The sequence below is a fragment of the Sphingobacteriales bacterium genome, from assembly GCA_016706405.1.
In the GTDB taxonomy this organism is placed as follows: domain Bacteria; phylum Bacteroidota; class Bacteroidia; order Chitinophagales; family UBA2359; genus BJ6.
In genome coordinates, this window is sequence record JADJJT010000002.1 from 905,984 (window position 1) to 923,492 (window position 17,509).

A 17,509-nucleotide genomic window follows, 5' to 3' on the forward strand; every position below is an offset into this window, starting at 1 on the left:
TGACTAAAAATATTTTACGGAACAATATTGCGCATCCATTCGTAAATTTCGCTACAGGTGGCATTTAGGCGTTTTATAATATCCGGATGATGGCGATAGTAATAGGCGTATCGGAATTGGTATTTGAGTCTTTTTAGCTGCTCAAACCCCCAGATAGTTATTTTTCCGGAAAGTGGTATGGATATAGCATATAAAATAGCTATCCACCAAACTGGTTGCCAAATGGCCAAAACAAGGCAAAAAATTAGCAACCAAAACAAAGGAAAAAGCAGTAAAGATGCGGCAAACATAACTGATGCCTGAAACTGCGGCTCTTTGCGCACAAGATTAATACCAAGTGTTTGTGCTATAAATACAGGCAAACCGCTGTGCAATAAACCCCAAACATAAATGGGCAGCAAAATTATGTGTTTGACTACAGCCAGCATTTGTTGCTTTATTGTTATTGGTACTTGTAAGGTGCTATAAAATGGCAGTTCAATGGCGCGCAATTGTTGCAAATAGAGTTGTGTAGTTTGTGCCAATAAAGCCATTTCATCGGGTTGGGTTTGGGCGTATTGGTTAAGGGCGTTTACTATTTGCTGCTCGGCTTTATGGCGTTGTGGCAGGGTTGATGTTTTTGAAGGATGTAGTTTTTTTACCTGCTCGAACCTATAAAAACGCCGCAAAAAATTAATAACCTCGTAATATTCGGTAGGCGCAATATGTACGATTAAAGCCTGCATTTTGGCAGCTAAATCGTCGGTAATTTGCCTAAGCCCACGCTGGGGTAGCTCGGTGTACGTTTGGTAATAATTGCCAACATCAATAGGCTGCCCATATACCACATAAACCCGCCCCCGCCACCATCTGTGCCGGGTATAATTAATGCCAACGGGAACAATAACTAAAGGTTTTTGGGGTTCTTGTATGTTTGTTCCTGGCATTTGCTGTTTTGTCAACACTCCAAAACATATACGGGCAAAGCCTTTTTGCAAGGAGCGCAGTTGGCGTTTAAAATCTTGATTCCCTTCGGGAAAAATTAACACTGCACGGCCATTTAACAAATCGTTTATGGTTAGGTCGAAAATGGGTTTGTTGCGCTCAACGGTGTTTACCCCATCGCGCTGCCTAAATACCGGGCGCATATACAGGGCTGCTAAAATTTTACCCGCAATAGAGTGGTTAAAAACATTGGCACGTGCGAGAGATACTACCGGGCGAGGCAGAAAACAAAGGGTTACAACTGCATCTAAAAATGAATTTTGATGGTTTGGCGCTAAAATTACAGCACAAGATGCCGGTATATTTTCTTGCCCCTCGACTACTATTTCTTTAAAAAAGACCGGAATGATTAATTTAACCCACTGTTTAACAAGGGAATATAACCAAGATTTTTGCGGTAGGCGGGGGGGTAACTTATATTCGGGGTCTGATTTCATGATTTTTGCCTGATTGCCAAAGTAGCGGGTTATTTTTTATCCCTTTAGGCTTATTACAGGCATATTTAATTGTTTGGCCAAACCTTGCCGTCCCCAATCCATAACTACGTTGTGGTTCCATGCAAAAAACGGCTTGGCAATTGGGGCTAAAAAATTCATCCATTTTTTGGTGGTTTTTACGCGCCAAATATAGGTAATAGTAGTTAAATTGTTTTGTTTTTCAACAGTCCAAGTGCCATCGCCTTGCAATTCGCCGGTTGCTTTACCCACTAGTTTTTGATTGGGTATTTTTTCGGTAAGTTCCATGTCAAAAATAAGGCGGTAGGGCAGTATACTTTTCCAAGTATAGCGTTTAACATCACCAATGCCATTTGGGTTGCCGCTTGTAATATTTTCGACTGCTAAAACTCCGCGCCACCAGGTTGGCCAGGTATCGCTATTGTATATAAAATTAAACACTACATCGGCGGGTGCGGCGGTTTGCCAAACGGTTTCGAAGTGATAATACATAAATGGAGGTGTAGGTGGCTGGGCGTAAAATTGTTGAAAAAGCAAACAAAAGTAAAGTCAGAGAGGCAAAAAGAAACTTTGTTGTGGCAAATTTACACTGTTTTTAGCTAACGAGGGAGTTAGGCGAAAATTAAAATAAAAATCCGGATGAAAATGAGCAAAGACATTCATCCGGATTTTTTAATACGCACAAAAAAATCAATTAAAATATCCTCAAAAAAGCATGTCTAATTAGCTTAAAGTTTTTTACCTAAAAATCATCCATACCGCCATCTTGCCGCATTTCGTTGCTTCGTTGTTCGCTTGAGCGACGCTGTTTGTTGTTTTCTTGCATTTTGCCAAAATTGTAAGTAAAGGTTAAACTTAGCACCCTCGATTCGCGTTTGTGCTTAATCCAAAAAGGGCTGCCATCGGCATTGCCGCGCATTTGAAATCGCATGGTATTAAACACATCGTTAAGGGCTAACCGTAGATTGGCTTTGTTTTGTAGTAATTTTTTTGATATGCTTATATCGGCGGTGGTAAATGGCGACATTCGGCCTTGCGGGGTGTTGCGCGGCGAGCGATAATTGCCGCTAACCTGTATGTCGGTTTGTTTGGGCAATTTACCTGTCAGCGATAATTTTGCCGTCCATCCTAAAATTTTGTTCGATAAACTTGCATCAACGGCATCGGCGTTTATTTCGCTGCTAAAAACGCTACCACTTGTATTAAATATTAACCATTTAGCTAAAGCGCCATTCCATGCAAACTCGGCACCGTAGTTAAGGTTATGATCGAGGTTTTGCATAGTAATAGTAGCAATATAGTTGGTGGTATCAACGCTAACAATACGGGTAAAGCCATTTAAAGTTTTACGGTAAAACAAAGTAGTAGAAAAAGTGCTTGGCCCAATGGGCTGCGAGTAACCCACTTCAAACGAGTTAATATATTCGGGTTTTAGCTGTGGGTTTCCTCGCCGTTGATTGTAGGGGTCGTTAATTTCTATGTAGGGGTTTAAATTTCTTATAGATGGTCTGTTTATACGGCGACTATAACTAAAACTGAGAGTTCCGGGTGCAACAGCATAAGTTAAATTAAGCGTTGGAAATAAACTGAAATACGGATTTTCAAATTTTTCGTTTGTCGTTAACAATTCGCCTAAAATGTTAACCTGCTCAGCCCTTAGCCCTAATTTATAATTAAGTCCGCCAATGCTCGATGCAAGTGTTGCATAAGCCGCATATAAATAGTCGCGGTACAAAAAATGGTTCAGATAGGCTATATCCGGAGATTGGGAGGTATTAACTGTATCAATTTGGTTTAAACTGTTGTTGTCGCTCATCCGAATTTGAAAACGTGCACCAGCTTCAAAAATTGTTGTTTTGCTGAATGGATGCACCAAATCGGCATTTGCAACCAAGGTATTGGCTATTACAGGCAGCGAGTCGGTTTGGGTTCGTTGCAATAATGGAACAGTTTGGCCGTCCACGTAAAAATCGTCGAAATAGTTAACGGTTTTGTCTTCGCGGCTGCGGTTAAAAAACACATCGACCCCAAACGATTTTTTCGGAATATTATAATTTCGGCGATAGGAAAAATTAAGGTCTCCAATTAACTTTTCTTCGATTTCATCGCTCTCCCGGATGCTGTTTTGTAGCGGAATTGTATTTTCAAGAGTAGTCCAGTTATATAAAGTAGTCGATTCGTTGGCTTTGTTGGCTAAATTAAACATACCGCTAACCGAAAAAGTATTAAAACTATTGGGCAAAAAATCAACTCCAAGCCTAAACACACCACTTTTAGTTAAAGTGCTACCATTTACGTTGCTAATTAAAATTCCGGTGGTATCGGGCTTTAATAAACTTCGCTCTCCATTCATCCAGTTAGGTGTACGGCTAAAAACGGCGTTCATGCCGCCAAAAAAGCTCCATTTTTTAGTTTGATAGTTGAGTTGAATACCCGGAAGCAGCCTCGCTCTTGTTCCTAATCCTAAGGAGGCGGTGCCGCTAAACCCTTCCATTCGCGAGCGTTTTAGCACAATATTAATAATGCCCGAAGTGCCATCGGGGTCGTACTTAGCTGAAGGGTTAGTTATAATTTCGACCTCTTTAACGGTAGCTGCGGGCAATTGGGCTAAATTATTTCCGGATAAGCCCGACGGTTTCCCATCAATTAGAATGGTAACGTTTTCGCTGCCGCGCAAACTTAACTTGCCCTCGTTATCTACGCTTACCGAAGGTAAATTTGACAACAACTCGTTAGCAGTACCTACTCCACTGCCCGGAATTAAATCAGTGTTATACACTTTTTTATCAATGGTTTGCGTCATAAAACCCTTTTCGCTGGTAACAGTAACGGTATTAAGCGTTTGGGTACTACCAACTAACCACAAATTGCCCAGGTTTTGTTGCATAGTTGAGGCCTTATTATTGGCATCGTTAGATGATAATAATAGTTGCTTTTTTAGTGTTTTATAGCCAACAAAGCTAATTCTAAGCTGGTAACTTCCTGGTTTTAATCCGGATACGTCAAAAAAACCTTTTTCATCGGTAACACTTCCTCCGATTAGTGCCGAGTCGCGCGCGCTAAAAAGGGCAACAGTTGCAAACTCAACCGGCTGTTTATTTGCCGAATCGAGTACAGCTCCCCAAATTTTACCTGTGGGTGGCATACTGTTGCTGCGCTGGCCACTTGCCCCACTTGGTGTTTGTGCTTGCGTAATTAAAAACGGGCAGATTAAAGAGAGCAAAAAAACTAATTTTAGTAGATTCTGTTTAGCTAAATTCATTTTCCGGATAAAAAGAGGAAATAAACAAATAAATAAATACCCAAAAGTGGGAAGCATTACTATAAACCTTCAAAATTGCCGGATTGTTTTTGCTTTAATTGTTAAATATTGTTGTGCAGCCAAATAATTGAAACATTTAGCAAAAATGCGTAATATTGCGCTGGTTTAGCCCGTTATAAACTTAATACACCGTTATTTATGGATTTTTTTGAAGCCTTGGGCATAATTTTAGCCGTTATCTTACTGTTGTATTTAACCATTACAACATATTTGCAAAACAAACGCCTGCCTTCGTGGTTAGATGCCGAGCAAATGACAGGCAAAGAAAAAACCATTGCCGATATTTTAGCTGAGTATAAACCAACCAAGATTTCTCCTCCAACTGAAAATGCTCCCGTTATCATAAATGCGGCCACCACACCTATTCCCGCGCCTACCCCCGTAACACAGGTAACGCCCACAACTGCTAACGAAAACAGCAACTTAGCGGCCACCCAAATACAAATACAAACCCAAACCCAACCTGAAGAAGCTCCAACAACTGCCAACACCATAAATCAAACTACAGCAAATACAACGGTAAATCCGGTAAAAGCAATTCTAACAAAACCCAAATGGCAATTTAATGCGGTTGATGCTGTTATTTATACCGAAATTTTACAAAGAAAATACGACTAAACTAATTCATAACTCATAATTCGGTTGTAAATTGGGCTACATAAAAAAACACGACCCGGCAATATAAGCGCGGGTCGTGTAAGTAAAAGAAACAACACAATTTGTTATATTAATTACTGTTTGGCTATAATTAATTTAATAGCCGTATTAATTTGGTCGTTATTGGTTACCCACAACAAATAAGCGCCGGCTGGCAGGTGACTAATGGGTGCACTTGTTTTTAAAATATTGCCTGCGCTTGTATGCGTTAAAACTATTTGCCCTGCCGTATTATACAACACAATTTTGTAGTCTTTTTGGCTTAGGGGCAAGTTTAAAATAAGCTCTTCGGTAGCGGGGTTCAGGCATTGCGGTGTTAAACTTGTGGGCGATATTTGCGAAGCTGGTGCATACGAAACACCTTCAATTTGGCCTTGCTCGGTGTTTACCTCGTTGTCGTTGGTACTGCTGTTATTTTCGGCGCCGCCTGCTTCGGCGTTATCATTTTGGGCTGTTTGGCCTTGCGTATTATAGCTGGTGCTTGTAGGGGCAATAACAATTTTACTGGGCGTAGTGTTGTGGGTCGTTGTATCCTGCTCATTGACTATATCATCAAAATATTCGTCAAGGTGGATGGTATGAGCGCCAAATATAACGGTAATATTATCAATAAAAGGTTTGCCTTTGCCTGGCTTTACAATTTTTACCTCTTGGGCGTTGGCAAACTGCGGCAGTAAATTTATAACTACCAATAATAAAACAAAGGGTAAGTAGTAGTAAATTTTCATAGACAATAAATTGTGCTGGTTATTTTTAATGGTTGTTTGTTAGTTCGAGATAAAAGAAACGCAATTTGCGCACAATAATAACGAAAAATAAATGAATTTGGGTTTGTTTTGCTTAATTTTTTTTAACTTTAGTAAATTTAACTTATTTTTCGGCTTAAATAACCAAAGAAAAAGCATGGTAAAGAGTAAGCCGGTTCAAATATTGCGTTCATTTAATACAAAAGAACTTAAACGGTTTGATGAGTACATTAATAGTCCTTATTGGAAACATCCGGTTGCCGGCATAGCCCTGTATAAAATTTTGCGCAAACAGCATCCGGAATTTCCGGAAAGCCAAACTACCCGCCAGCGCATTTTCAGGCAATTATTTCCCAAAGAAACTTTTAGCGAACAACGCCTTCGTTATGCTATGAGCGACCTGACTAAAATGCTCGAGCAATTTATTACCCAACAAAATTTTAACGAGGCTATAAAGCAACAGAACCCCTTTTTACACCGCGCCTATGCCTCCCTAAAATTAGACAAGTTTTTTTACCAAAGTATTAACGAGCTAATAGTAAAAACATCTCAAAGCGCACTGCGCGATGGGCAATATCATTTGAATATGTATTTGCTCGAACAAGAAAAATACGATTTTGTTTCGCAGCGCAATAATTATGCTATTGATGAACTAAGCCAAATGCTGCTTAATTTAGATACGTTTTATATCGCTAATAAACTTCGGTATGTTTGCGAGTTTGTTAATAACCGAAACGTTTTTAGTGTTGATTACCCCGACCCGCTTTTTTGGGAGGCCATAGTTAATTACGTAGATACTAATTTGCTTAACCAGCCGCCAACCATCCGGGTATATAGGCAGGTTTTACTTACCCTTACCAATTTTGAAACCGAATCATATTACCACGAATTGCTATATTTGCTTAGACAATTCGATATGGCTTTTAGCAAAACCGAACTGCACGATATTTACACTTATGCCTGCAATTACTGTGTACGGCAAATAAATAGCGGCAATGAAAAATATATATCCGAATTGTTTAAATTAAGTAAAACCTTGCTCGAAAACGAAATATTAACCGTGTCGGGCGAATTGTCGGAGTGGTGGTATAAAAATATCGTCAATTTGTCTTTGCGATTAAACGATTTTGACTTTGCTAAACAGTTTATCGAACAGTATAAAAAATGGCTGCCTGCCGAAAGTCGCGAAAACGCTTATCACTTTAATTTAGCTTATTACCATTTTTTTCAAAAACAATTCGGTCATACTGTCGAATTACTTAACCAAGTTGAGTTTACCGACACCTACTACCATTTGGACACCAAAATTTTATTGGTAAAATGTTATTACGAGTTAGACGAGGCGATAGCCCTTTTTGGCATTATAGAAACCCTGAAACTTTATTTGCTGCGCAACAAAATGGCATCGCTGGCCAACAAACAAGTGTATAATCAATTTTTAGGGCATGTTAAAAAACTTATGCGAATTAAATTAGGCAGCCGCTCATCCTTGCAAAATTTGCGCCATCAAATTGTAAGCAGCAACAAACCCAATGCTTTATCGAGTTGGTTAATTGAGAAAATGGATGAGTTAACAATCCGGAAGGATAAACGGGGGTAAAAGACTTTTTTATCGCTCAAAAATAAAAATTCCGGATATTATTGCCATAATGCTGTATCCGGATAAATCTGTTGAAATCTTCAAATAGTATTTAATTTTCGTTAAATAAAAGGTAATTAGTGGTTTTGCAAGCAATTTTTCGGAATTTTGCACCGTTATTTTGCGTTATAGTATTATATTTTTATATTTTTTTGATTTTTTTAGATTATGCAGTTAAAACCCAAAGCCAATTTTAATGTTTTTTTGCCCTTGTTGTTAGCGGTTGTTCTGGTTATTGGCATGCAAATAGGGTTTAAAATGTACGAGCCATTTAAAGGCAAAGTTTCAAGTTCGGGTAAAGATTCAACGAGTAATAAATTAGCCGATATACAAGAGGTTTTTAATTATATTGATGCTAAATATGTGGACGATATTACCAGCGACGCCCTTATTGAAGACGTAATACAACAAGCCTTGCACGACCTTGACCCCCACTCGAGCTATATACCGGCAAGCGAATTAGGCGAAGTTAACGAGGGGCTTCAGGGTAATTTTGATGGTATAGGTGTTGAGTTTTCGATTGTGAGCGACACCATTGTAGTTATTACCGCTATTGCCGGAGGCCCATCGGAAAAATTAGGTATTACCGCCGGCGATAAAATTATAAAAATTGAAGATACAATTGTAGCCGGTGTTAAAATTACCAACGATAAAGTTACCAGTCGTTTGCGCGGAGAGCGTGGCACATCGGTAAAAATTAGTGTTTACCGACAAGGTGTGCCCGACTTAATGGATTTTGAAATCACACGCGACGAAATTCCGATTTACAGTTTAGATGCCAGCTATATAATGTCCAACAAAGTAGGCTACATTAAAATTAACAGATTTAGTGCCACTACATACAACGAATTTGCCGAAGCTTTGTACAACCTGAACGAGCAAGGTATGGAACGCCTTATTTTAGATTTAAGACAAAACCCCGGCGGCTATTTAACGGCTGCCGTAAATATGGTTGATGAATTTTTGCCCGACGACAACCTTATAGTTTATACCGAAGGCCGCAAAGTCAAACGTAAAGAATACTACTCGAAACGGCGCGGCATGTTTGAAAACGGCCCTTTAGTAATACTTATTGATGAAGGCTCGGCATCGGCCAGCGAAATTGTGGCAGGTGCTATACAAGATTGGGATAGAGGGCTGATTGTTGGCCGCCGTTCGTTTGGCAAAGGCCTGGTACAAGAGCAATACGAGCTTAGCAATAAAGCTGCGCTTCGTTTAACTATTGCCAGATATTATACACCATCTGGGCGAAGTATTCAAAAACCATACGTAGGTAACCAAGACCGCGAATCGTATGATGACGAAATTAAAAAACGCTTCGATGATGGCGAATTATTTCATCCGGATAGTTTAAAAAACATGCCCGACTCGTTAAAATTTGAAACAAAAATTGAAAAACGCATTGTTTATGGCGGCGGCGGCATTATGCCCGATGTGTATGTTCCGTTAGATACCACCAACACCACGCCTATGCTATTACGCGCACGTGTGTTAGTGCCCCGCTATATTTACGATTATTACAGTAATCATAAAACCGAGTTTGCCCAATATAGTAACGGCAATACCTTTGATGCTTTTAAAAATAATTTTACAGTTACCCCTGCCATGTGGAATGGGTTTAAGACTTTAGTACAAAAAGAGGTAAAAAAAGGCTATTCAGAAACTAATCTCAACCAAGATAAAAACGACCTGCAACTAATGATGAAAGCTTATTTAGCCAGACAATTGTATAAAGCCGACAAATTTTATCCTATTATTTACGATATTGATAAAGGCTTAAAAAAGGCCTACGAAGAAATTATGAAAATGTAAAAAAAAGTTTTTCTTTTATCTTTACGGTTTGCTTGCCTTTACATTTTTTTGCATGGCTCAACAACAACTATTTAGCAATCGAAAGAATTGATGTAGGCATTAAACAAATAAAGCCAATTCCGGATGTTTTTTTGTTTAATTGGGGCTAATTATTTTTTAATAACCGCCTGTAAAAATATCTGTTTTTTGCAAATCCATTTGTAAGGGTAACAAATCAAGTTCTTCTTTAAGTTTTCCATCCTGATAAATGTCAATTCGGTTTAACATTAAAGCCTCTCCTTTGTTGTTGTAGCGGTACATAACGCCAAACTGCCTCGAAACCAAGGCATATTCACCAATTCCGGTATCTTTGTTGGGTTCTGTTGCTGTATAAGCGCGGTATATGGTGCGGTCGTATTTACGAAAAGGGATACTAACCGAATGGTATCTGCGAACTACGTATTGCCCAAGTGTCCACTCTTTTTCGGTGGTAGAGCCAAATTGCGGCATTATAGTGTAAATAAGCGAGTCGCTAAGTTTAAACTCCTGCGAAACAGCATCTTTATTGGTGTACGAAAACAAGCCCCGGTCGCCAAAATAAATCATCGTGTCTATATATACTTTGCTGTCGCCCATGGCCGCCATATTTGTCCAATACCGAACCTCGTATAAAGCACCGGGCAAAACCGCCAAATCTTTGGCAGCTGTTCCCCCCTTTTGGGCAAACAAATTTCCGGAAAATAAAACTGAAAGACAGATTAAAAATAACAGATGATATAAATGTTTCATTTTAAAAATTTTATTAAATTGATTACAAACAATAATTCGGCAATATTCGACCAGCAAATTCGTCAAAAGTAAAACAACGGCAATTGCCTTGTTCTAAATTTTATGCAAAGATATTCTATAAAAATGAGTTTATCCGGATATACTGGTATGATTTTGGTTTTTGATTGCTATTTGGTGGCGTTCTCCTTGTTTTTTGTCTTAAATCAATTTCTCCTCAAGCGTTTGTTTCGCAAAAATATATATTAGTTATTCAATATTTTTGATTTTATAATTAACTTTGTATCTTTGCCATTCATACATGTTACAACATTTACGCGGTATTGTTTTAAAAACGATTAAAACCGGCGAAACCACTTTGCTGGTGCATATTTATACCGATTTATTCGGAATGCGCACTTATAGCGTAGCCGGAGCCCGAAGTGCAAAACACAACAAGGCTGCCTTATTACAACCGCTTTATTTGCTAAATTTGGTTGTTTACCACCGCGAAAATCGCGATATTAACCACCTTAAAGAGATGCAGTTGGCGATAAATTATACCGAATTGCCCTTTTCAATGCATAAAATGGCAATAGCTATGTTTATTACCGAAGTATTGCACAAAACCTTAAAAGGCGAGCATCCAAACCTCGAACTTTTCGATTGGTTAAGCCAGTATTTAACCTGGTTAGATACAACCACCACGCCTGTTGGCCATGTTCCGGTTAGTTTTTTATTGCAGTTAAGCCGTTTTTTGGGAATTTTACCTCTTAATAATTATCCACACAATTTTGATTCCTCAAATGACCTTGACAATGCCAATAACCAACCTCAAATAGCATGGCTGTTTCATTTAAACGAAGGTTTTTTTGTAAAACAACCTGCCAATAGCCATGGCAGTAAATTGTTAGATTCGGCTTTGCTACCCCATACCGAAAGCCATTATTTGGCAGCATGGATGCAGGCTATTGATAACCCAACTCAAATAAATATTCCAAATACACCCGCTCAAATCCGGAAAAATTTATTATATGCCTTGCTTCGTTATTACAGGCTTCATATAGAAAATTTTGGCGAGCTACGCTCGGTAGCCGTATTGGCAAGCCTTTTTAATGACGTTTAATCAAATTAAATTTTTTTACTTAATAAAATAGTTTAACTTATTGTAATTATGTTGCCAACTTGGTTTTTAATTTTGTTGCCGGTCATAGCGTTTCTATACGCAAGTGTAGGGCATGGTGGCGCAAGCGGTTATTTGGCCTTAATGGGCTTGTTTGGTGTTAACCCTTCGTTTATGCGCCCAACAGCTTTGTTGTTAAATGTATTTGTGTCGGTTGGGGCGTTTGAGCAGTATGCGCGCCGAGGCTTTATGCGAGGGCATTGGACACTTTTTTGCTGGCTGTGTGCAGGGTCAATACCAGCCGCTTATTTGGGGGGCAAATTGGGTTTACCTATAAGCAGCTACAAAGTTGTATTAGGTATTTTTTTACTTTTTCCTACAGCTTGGCTTATGGGTTTACAGCGTTACATACAAAAATTAGAGGCAAACCGAGCGCAAGATACGGCAAAGAAAGTACCGTATAATTGGGCCTTGGCTTTGATAATGGGCTTGGTCATAGGTTTTTTATCCGGATTGATAGGAATTGGTGGAGGAATCATTTTATCGCCCATCTTAATATGGTTACAATGGACTACTGTTAAAGAAACCGCCCCAATTAGTGCTTTGTTTATTTTTTGTAATTCGATATCGGGCTTATTTGGGGTGGAAAAAATAATAGTAATGCCACTACCCGAAATGACTTTAGTTGTAGGTTTAGCTTTGGGCGGCGGTTTATTGGGTGCTTATTTGGGTGCCAAACATTTTAACCAACCCACTTTAAAATGGCTTTTGGCTATTGTTTTGCTCATTGCCGCAGTTAAACTTATTTTTTCGGCCTAAATAGCTCAAATAGTTTGTTTTAATAATGCGTAATCGTGCTTAGTGCAAAAAACTTACATGTATCCTTCGTCTCCTTAATCCCAAGGGATGGATTACCACACCACCATTTTAACACCCTCTATCTCCGGATGGTTTTGAAGGCGGCAGTAATAAATTCCGGATGTAAAGTTGGCGGTGGTAAACGTGGTTGTCTCAAATCCGGATAAAGGAATGGTTTTAACCAACTGCCCTTGGGTGTTAAAAATCTCAAGGGTTTCGCCTTGTTTTATTAAATGGGAATAGTTGGGGTTGATGGTTAGGGTAGCCGTTTGGTGGGCGGGGTTGGGGGTTACTGCCCCTAATGCTCTCAAAGAGGGAGAAACCCATGTTGTGGAGGCAGGGGAATGGCTGTGCTAACGCTGAAACTATCGCAGCCTAAGGTTTGGCAGGTTTCGCCGTTTTCGCCTACTTTAACCAACCACGCCGCCTGCCCTTGATAGTCAAATCCGGTTAGTAAATAACCGCCATTAGCCATGGTATCTATATCAAAAATATACTCGTGGTGGTTTATGTCCTCTGACCCTCTAATCTCCTTCACAAACAACACTTCGCCCTCGTAACTCAATTTATAGAGTACCACTTTAAACACATTATATTCGTAGCGTACTACTATTGGTATTAGTATCCCTGTTTCTGTCATTAATGGGGAAGAACAAATGTCTGGTCCTTCATAAATTCCCAAAAAGTCGTTATAAACTCCAGCGGTAGGAGCATAATAAGTCGAATCCCAAAGCAATTCGCCTTCGGCATTTATATTGGCTAAATAGATGGTTTCTTGCAGGTCGTTAAAATTGGCTACCTGACCAAGCAAAAAATAGCTATTTGTTTTTTTACTATAATTTATATGCAGTATGCCTGTTTGTTTTTGGTTATAATAGGTTTTTTCCCAACTTATTTTGCCTTCCAAATCTATAAATATAAGATTACTATATCTTTTTATGCTTGTACCTGATACAACTTTTGAAACAGTTGGCACTAAATACCCCTTGCCTGGCACCTCGCTAAACCTATAACTGTAATTCTTTTTATAGGGGGCATAGCTTATATCCCATTCTAAATTACTTTCTTCATCAAATTTATATATTGTGGCATATATTATTGCTTTTTCATCAAAAGGGTTTAAGGTTTTATCGCTTGCCGACCCATTTATTATAAACCCTCCGTCATTGGTGGGGTTTATGCCATAAACACGTTCAAGTAGTTTGGTGCTCACTACTTTCTTGTTCCATATTTCTTTGCCGTTTTTATCTAATTTACTTACAAAAATATCATCGTTTTGGGTGGTAGTATCGTTTTTGCTATAAGCTACTAATATATCATCTTCGGTTGTGCTGCATATTGGAAAGAATGCGCCGTTACAATACCCTTCAGTTTCGGTTATAGGTTTTGCATCAATTATTTTTATCCATTTAAAATAGCCCCATAAATCAACTTTACAGATGTAAGAACTATAATGTTGGTAGTAGGTGCTGCCAAATATACCCGTAAATAATGCTCCATCATTTAGCGGTATAGCACCGTAGGCTAATATATTTATGCTATCGGTTTTATAAGTTTTATTAAAAAAGGTTTGTAGGGTGTTTTGGGCTTGGGTTGTATTTGCGTATTGCAGGCTTGTTAATAGAACAAATGAATATATTGTAATATTGATTGTTCTCATGGTATAAAGTTGTTTTTAACTATGAAATTTCGGCAGGCTCAATTCATCGTTTTTTTGAAGTTAAAAAATGGGTTTGGTTTCTGGTTTTTTATTCCGGATATTGTCTGAACCACTGATGTAACGGATTAACGGATTAGCAAGATTTTGCAATTTCCCCTCCTCGGAGGGGCAGGGTGTGTTAATCTTCCGGATGAGGGAATTAGGGGCAAATACAAGGCGGTAAGCTTACGTTTAACGTGAGTTCGGAGATTTACTTAGTAAATTTTAGCAAGATCTACTTGAGGTTTATTGGGGTAAAACTGATAGGCTACCAAGCTAGCGACTATATGGACAAAAGCATTCTGTGGTTTTCTGTGTCTGGTATGTTCTAAGTCAAAAGCCGAGGGTCAAAATATCATTAATGGCTTCAATCATAGGTCTTTTTTTCAATAAGAGCCTTTCTTCTAAGGACATTAGTCTGTTTTTCATATTCTTTTGACTTTGGTAATTATTTTTAGTCCTTTTTCAAAAAAGTTGTTCCATAAGGTAGTCAAATAGCCTTTATCGCCAAACAATGTGCCTGATATTTTCTCTAATAGCTTGTTTAAGAGGTCTTTACTATTGTCTGCCACCTGTCCTGTAGTCAAAGCAAAGTCCACGATTTGTCCTTTGTGATTGACTATCAGGTGGAGCTTAAAGCCGAAAAACCACCCCATAGAAGATTTTCCTTTCGAGGCGGTTTGAGCAAAAACTTTATGTTGCTTGGCTCGCAGCATGTCACAAACAGGTAGCGCTTTGGCATCTATGTAATAAATTCCTGTTTTTTCTGCTTGCTGGCAGGTTAATTTGGCTAAAATCGCCATAGGAAGAGCAACCCGTTCTATTAACTCTATAAAATAGTTGTAGGATGGGGCAGTAGGAAAATAGGTCTTTAAGTCATTCAAAACCAATGCTTTATAGTAATATTCAAAACATTTATAGCCCGAATAGTGGTAGAAAATCAGAATCGTAAGTATCTCACTTTCCGAAATTTTGGGCACTACTAAAGGCGTGGCATTGTTTTACCTTCGCTAAGCCAATGCTGAGCAACCCATTGTTGCATCAGCAAACAGGCATTATCTACAAAAAAAAATAATTCAAATAACATGGACACATCAAATTTTGTATCTTTGGACTTCATAAAAACAGGGGGTAGTATTGTTTGCAGTTTTGGACACTACAAAGATAACTATGCTCCTGTTTTTATTCCTATCAACTATACTAATCCCCCTATTTTTTATAGCTTAGCTCCGAATTCACGTTACGTTTAGTATTTACTCCTGCCCTTGCTTAAAGCGCGGCTGGTGCCGGCGCGGGAGGTGGTGGCAAGGTAGAAAATCATAGCAAATGGCCGTTAAATGGTGAGTTCTATATTGCCGCAATTTACGACATTTATTTTAAGTTGTATGTGTTTGAGTAAAAAAACCTAAGCTATCGGATCTTGGATTAAAGAGTTTTTAAGGTTTTGTTTGTACTAATTCCCTTGTTTCAAAGGGTTTTAGACTTAGGAAACTACGGACACATTAAACATTACTCCGGAAATTTTAAAAATTGCTGTAAATTGCGAAGTATATACTGTATGCTATTCAATAGTTTCAGACATTTGTAAATTAATGAAGTCCTCCTCCTTACAATCATCGCTGCTTACCGGCTACATTTTAGCCGGCGGAAAAAGTACCCGCATGATGGGGCAGCCCAAAGGATTATTGAGTTGGCAGGGCAAAACTTTTATCGAACATATTGCCCAAGTTATACAGCCTTTTGTAAATCAAATTGTAGTAGTAGCCAACCAGCCGCAATACACGCAATTGGGATTTACAACTATTAGTGATTTACGCACAGATTGCGGCCCATTGGCTGGTATTGAAGCAGCCCTGAGCCACGCCTCTGCAAAAACCAATTACTGTTTGATAATTAGCTGCGATACGCCTTTAATTACACGAACTGCATTGGGTTATTTAATTAAGCAGGCTGAAACCACAAGCGCGCGCGCAATAATAGCCAGTGATGGGCAACGCTGCCATCCTTTATTGGGTTTGTATGCTAAAAATTTGCTTCCAAACATTACCCAGTACTTAAACCAGCAGCAATTTAAATTACAAGCGTTTATTGAAACGCTTCAACCAGCGGTGCAAATTGTTTCGTTACAAAAATTTACAAGAGGTCGTTTTCCGGTTTTGTTTAATATAAACACCCCCAACCATTATGCCGATTTGTTAAAGGAGGATATAGATGATTGTAATTTCGATTTCGCTTGATAACGAAAATACAACCAGGTGGCAATTAAGCTGCCAACCATTCCCGGAGCCAAAGCAAAGGCAACATTATGCCCCACTGCAAAACCTATTAAAATAGGCGGCAGTGCGTTGGCCAATGCCTGCACCGATTGGTTGATACCCATTATTTGCCCCTGTTCGCTTGGCGTAGCCAAATCCGATACCAATGCCAACAAACAAGGAAAAACAATACTTTGAAAAAAAACTAAAAGCGGCAGCATTACTACTAATTGCCAAACTTGGGTGGGCAGCAGCAAAGCGGCAAATCCCAAGCCAAACAACGGAATAAAATAGCGCAGTAAAATTTTTGGCTCAAACCGTTTGCTAAACCAGGGCAAAGCCAGTTGTTGCATCAGGGCAATTAACAATCCGGTATATATTAAAATTAATCCGGTGCCATTAAAATCTAAATGAAAACGCAGGGTAACAAAATATTGAAAAAACTGAACAAAAAATATAAAACCAATGGTTAAGGCAAAAATGGTTAAAAATAACAATCTAAAACGCGGCTCGCTAAATGCTTTTTTTACATTTAAGACCCCAGTAAACCAATATAGCGGTTTGTGTGTGGGGTTTTGCAGGGTTTCGGGCATAAAAAAGTGCAAATAAATAATATTTACAAAACATATTCCCATAGCTAAGCCAATTGCCAACTCGTAGCTAAACCAATGAAGCGTTTGTAAGCCAACATCTATTAATATGCCTACTACAAAACCTAAACCAAAGGTTACGCCAACAATGCCAAAATTTTTAGCACTTGTTTGGGGTGTACTAAGGTCGGCAATGGCCGATTGGAGGGTAATTTGTGTTACACCTAAACAGCCATGCAAAATACGAGCTATAAAAAATAAACTAATGCTTTGCAACCAGCATCCGGATAAAATTAACCCATACGAAACAAAATTTACTAGGTAGGCCAATAAAAATACCTTTTTCCGGCCTATTCTGTCGCTTAAAGCTCCTAATAATGGCGAAGACAAAAACGAACATATCGAAAATACGCCTAATAATAAACCGTAATAGGTTGTAAGGGTAGGTTGGGTGTAATTGGCGGCAAATAGCCCTTTTTCGGGGTTGGTCGAGAAAATAAAGGGCAACAAGGGCATAATGATGCCAAATGCCGTAAAATCGAGCAACGAAGTTATAAATAGCTGTTTTAATTTATGGCTATTTTTTGAACTTGCTGCTGTGTGCAAGGAGGAGTTAGGCAAAATA

17 protein-coding genes are annotated in these 17,509 nt (G+C 38.8%); 6 read left to right on the forward strand and 11 right to left on the reverse strand.

Annotation, left to right across the window (positions count from 1 at the left end):
- Positions 1-14 precede the first annotated feature (14 nt).
- From IPI59_09920 to IPI59_09930, 3 genes are all read right to left on the reverse strand, one after another.
- The gene (locus IPI59_09920; GenBank protein ID MBK7527847.1) at positions 15-1,421 is read right to left on the reverse strand and encodes a 1-acyl-sn-glycerol-3-phosphate acyltransferase; all 1,407 of its coding nucleotides are present in this window, start codon (positions 1,419-1,421) and stop codon (positions 15-17) included.
- A 36-nt stretch (positions 1,422-1,457) separates the two neighbouring features.
- On the reverse strand, positions 1,458-1,976 hold the full coding sequence (locus IPI59_09925) for an SRPBCC family protein (protein ID MBK7527848.1): 519 nt from the start codon (positions 1,974-1,976) through the stop codon (positions 1,458-1,460).
- 205 nt (positions 1,977-2,181) lie between these two features.
- Positions 2,182-4,662: a TonB-dependent receptor gene (locus tag IPI59_09930; GenBank protein ID MBK7527849.1), complete on the reverse strand. Its 2,481-nt coding sequence runs from the start codon at positions 4,660-4,662 to the stop codon at positions 2,182-2,184.
- A gap of 237 nt (positions 4,663-4,899) precedes the next feature.
- On the opposite strand from IPI59_09930, the gene IPI59_09935 reads away from it, so the two are divergent.
- A complete protein-coding gene (locus tag IPI59_09935; GenBank protein MBK7527850.1) occupies positions 4,900-5,379 on the forward strand; it encodes a hypothetical protein in 480 nt (159 codons plus the stop codon).
- A gap of 113 nt (positions 5,380-5,492) precedes the next feature.
- On the opposite strand, the gene IPI59_09940 is transcribed toward IPI59_09935, so the two are convergent.
- Positions 5,493-6,146 carry a T9SS type A sorting domain-containing protein gene (locus tag IPI59_09940; protein MBK7527851.1) on the reverse strand — a complete coding sequence of 218 codons (654 nt, stop codon included), beginning with the start codon at positions 6,144-6,146 and terminating at the stop codon, positions 5,493-5,495.
- 175 nt (positions 6,147-6,321) lie between these two features.
- Between IPI59_09940 and IPI59_09945 the strand changes: the two genes are divergently transcribed.
- Positions 6,322-7,764: a hypothetical protein gene (locus IPI59_09945; GenBank protein MBK7527852.1), complete on the forward strand. Its 1,443-nt coding sequence runs from the start codon at positions 6,322-6,324 to the stop codon at positions 7,762-7,764.
- Between the two features lie 207 nt (positions 7,765-7,971).
- Positions 7,972-9,615 carry a S41 family peptidase gene (locus IPI59_09950; protein MBK7527853.1) on the forward strand — a complete coding sequence of 548 codons (1,644 nt, stop codon included), beginning with the start codon at positions 7,972-7,974 and terminating at the stop codon, positions 9,613-9,615.
- Between the two features lie 156 nt (positions 9,616-9,771).
- Here IPI59_09950 and IPI59_09955 read toward each other — a convergent pair whose 3' ends face one another.
- Positions 9,772-10,383, reverse strand: a complete 612-nt coding sequence (locus IPI59_09955; protein ID MBK7527854.1) for a hypothetical protein — start codon at positions 10,381-10,383, stop codon at positions 9,772-9,774.
- A gap of 298 nt (positions 10,384-10,681) precedes the next feature.
- Between IPI59_09955 and recO the strand changes: the two genes are divergently transcribed.
- The gene (recO, locus tag IPI59_09960) at positions 10,682-11,485 is read left to right on the forward strand and encodes a DNA repair protein RecO (protein MBK7527855.1); all 804 of its coding nucleotides are present in this window, start codon (positions 10,682-10,684) and stop codon (positions 11,483-11,485) included.
- A gap of 48 nt (positions 11,486-11,533) precedes the next feature.
- The gene (locus IPI59_09965; protein MBK7527856.1) at positions 11,534-12,301 is read left to right on the forward strand and encodes a sulfite exporter TauE/SafE family protein; all 768 of its coding nucleotides are present in this window, start codon (positions 11,534-11,536) and stop codon (positions 12,299-12,301) included.
- A gap of 92 nt (positions 12,302-12,393) precedes the next feature.
- Here the strand turns inward: IPI59_09965 and IPI59_09970 are convergent, their stop codons facing one another.
- The 5 genes from IPI59_09970 to IPI59_09990 all read right to left on the reverse strand — a co-directional run bounded on the left by IPI59_09970 (position 12,394) and on the right by IPI59_09990 (position 15,159).
- The gene (locus tag IPI59_09970; GenBank protein ID MBK7527857.1) at positions 12,394-12,651 is read right to left on the reverse strand and encodes a T9SS type A sorting domain-containing protein; all 258 of its coding nucleotides are present in this window, start codon (positions 12,649-12,651) and stop codon (positions 12,394-12,396) included.
- Entirely contained in the window at positions 12,648-14,000 is a 1,353-nt protein-coding gene (locus IPI59_09975; GenBank protein MBK7527858.1) for a hypothetical protein, read from the reverse strand. Before IPI59_09975 ends, IPI59_09970 begins: the two co-directional genes overlap by 4 nt.
- 372 nt (positions 14,001-14,372) lie before the next feature.
- Positions 14,373-14,468 (reverse strand): hypothetical protein, encoded by a 96-nt coding sequence (locus IPI59_09980; GenBank protein ID MBK7527859.1) that lies wholly within the window; start codon positions 14,466-14,468, stop codon positions 14,373-14,375.
- The gene (locus IPI59_09985) at positions 14,465-15,019 is read right to left on the reverse strand and encodes an IS982 family transposase (GenBank protein ID MBK7527860.1); all 555 of its coding nucleotides are present in this window, start codon (positions 15,017-15,019) and stop codon (positions 14,465-14,467) included. The genes IPI59_09980 and IPI59_09985 overlap by 4 nt, the downstream gene beginning before the upstream one ends.
- A gap of 2 nt (positions 15,020-15,021) precedes the next feature.
- A complete protein-coding gene (locus IPI59_09990) occupies positions 15,022-15,159 on the reverse strand; it encodes a hypothetical protein (GenBank protein ID MBK7527861.1) in 138 nt (45 codons plus the stop codon).
- Between the two features lie 472 nt (positions 15,160-15,631).
- On the opposite strand from IPI59_09990, the gene IPI59_09995 reads away from it, so the two are divergent.
- The gene (locus IPI59_09995; protein ID MBK7527862.1) at positions 15,632-16,276 is read left to right on the forward strand and encodes a molybdenum cofactor guanylyltransferase; all 645 of its coding nucleotides are present in this window, start codon (positions 15,632-15,634) and stop codon (positions 16,274-16,276) included.
- On the opposite strand, the gene IPI59_10000 is transcribed toward IPI59_09995, so the two are convergent.
- Complete coding sequence (locus tag IPI59_10000; protein ID MBK7527863.1) at positions 16,222-17,505, reverse strand: MFS transporter; 1,284 nt, start codon at positions 17,503-17,505, stop codon at positions 16,222-16,224. The two genes, IPI59_09995 and IPI59_10000, sit on opposite strands and share 55 nt — an antisense overlap.
- Between the last annotated feature and the right edge of the window lie 4 nt (positions 17,506-17,509).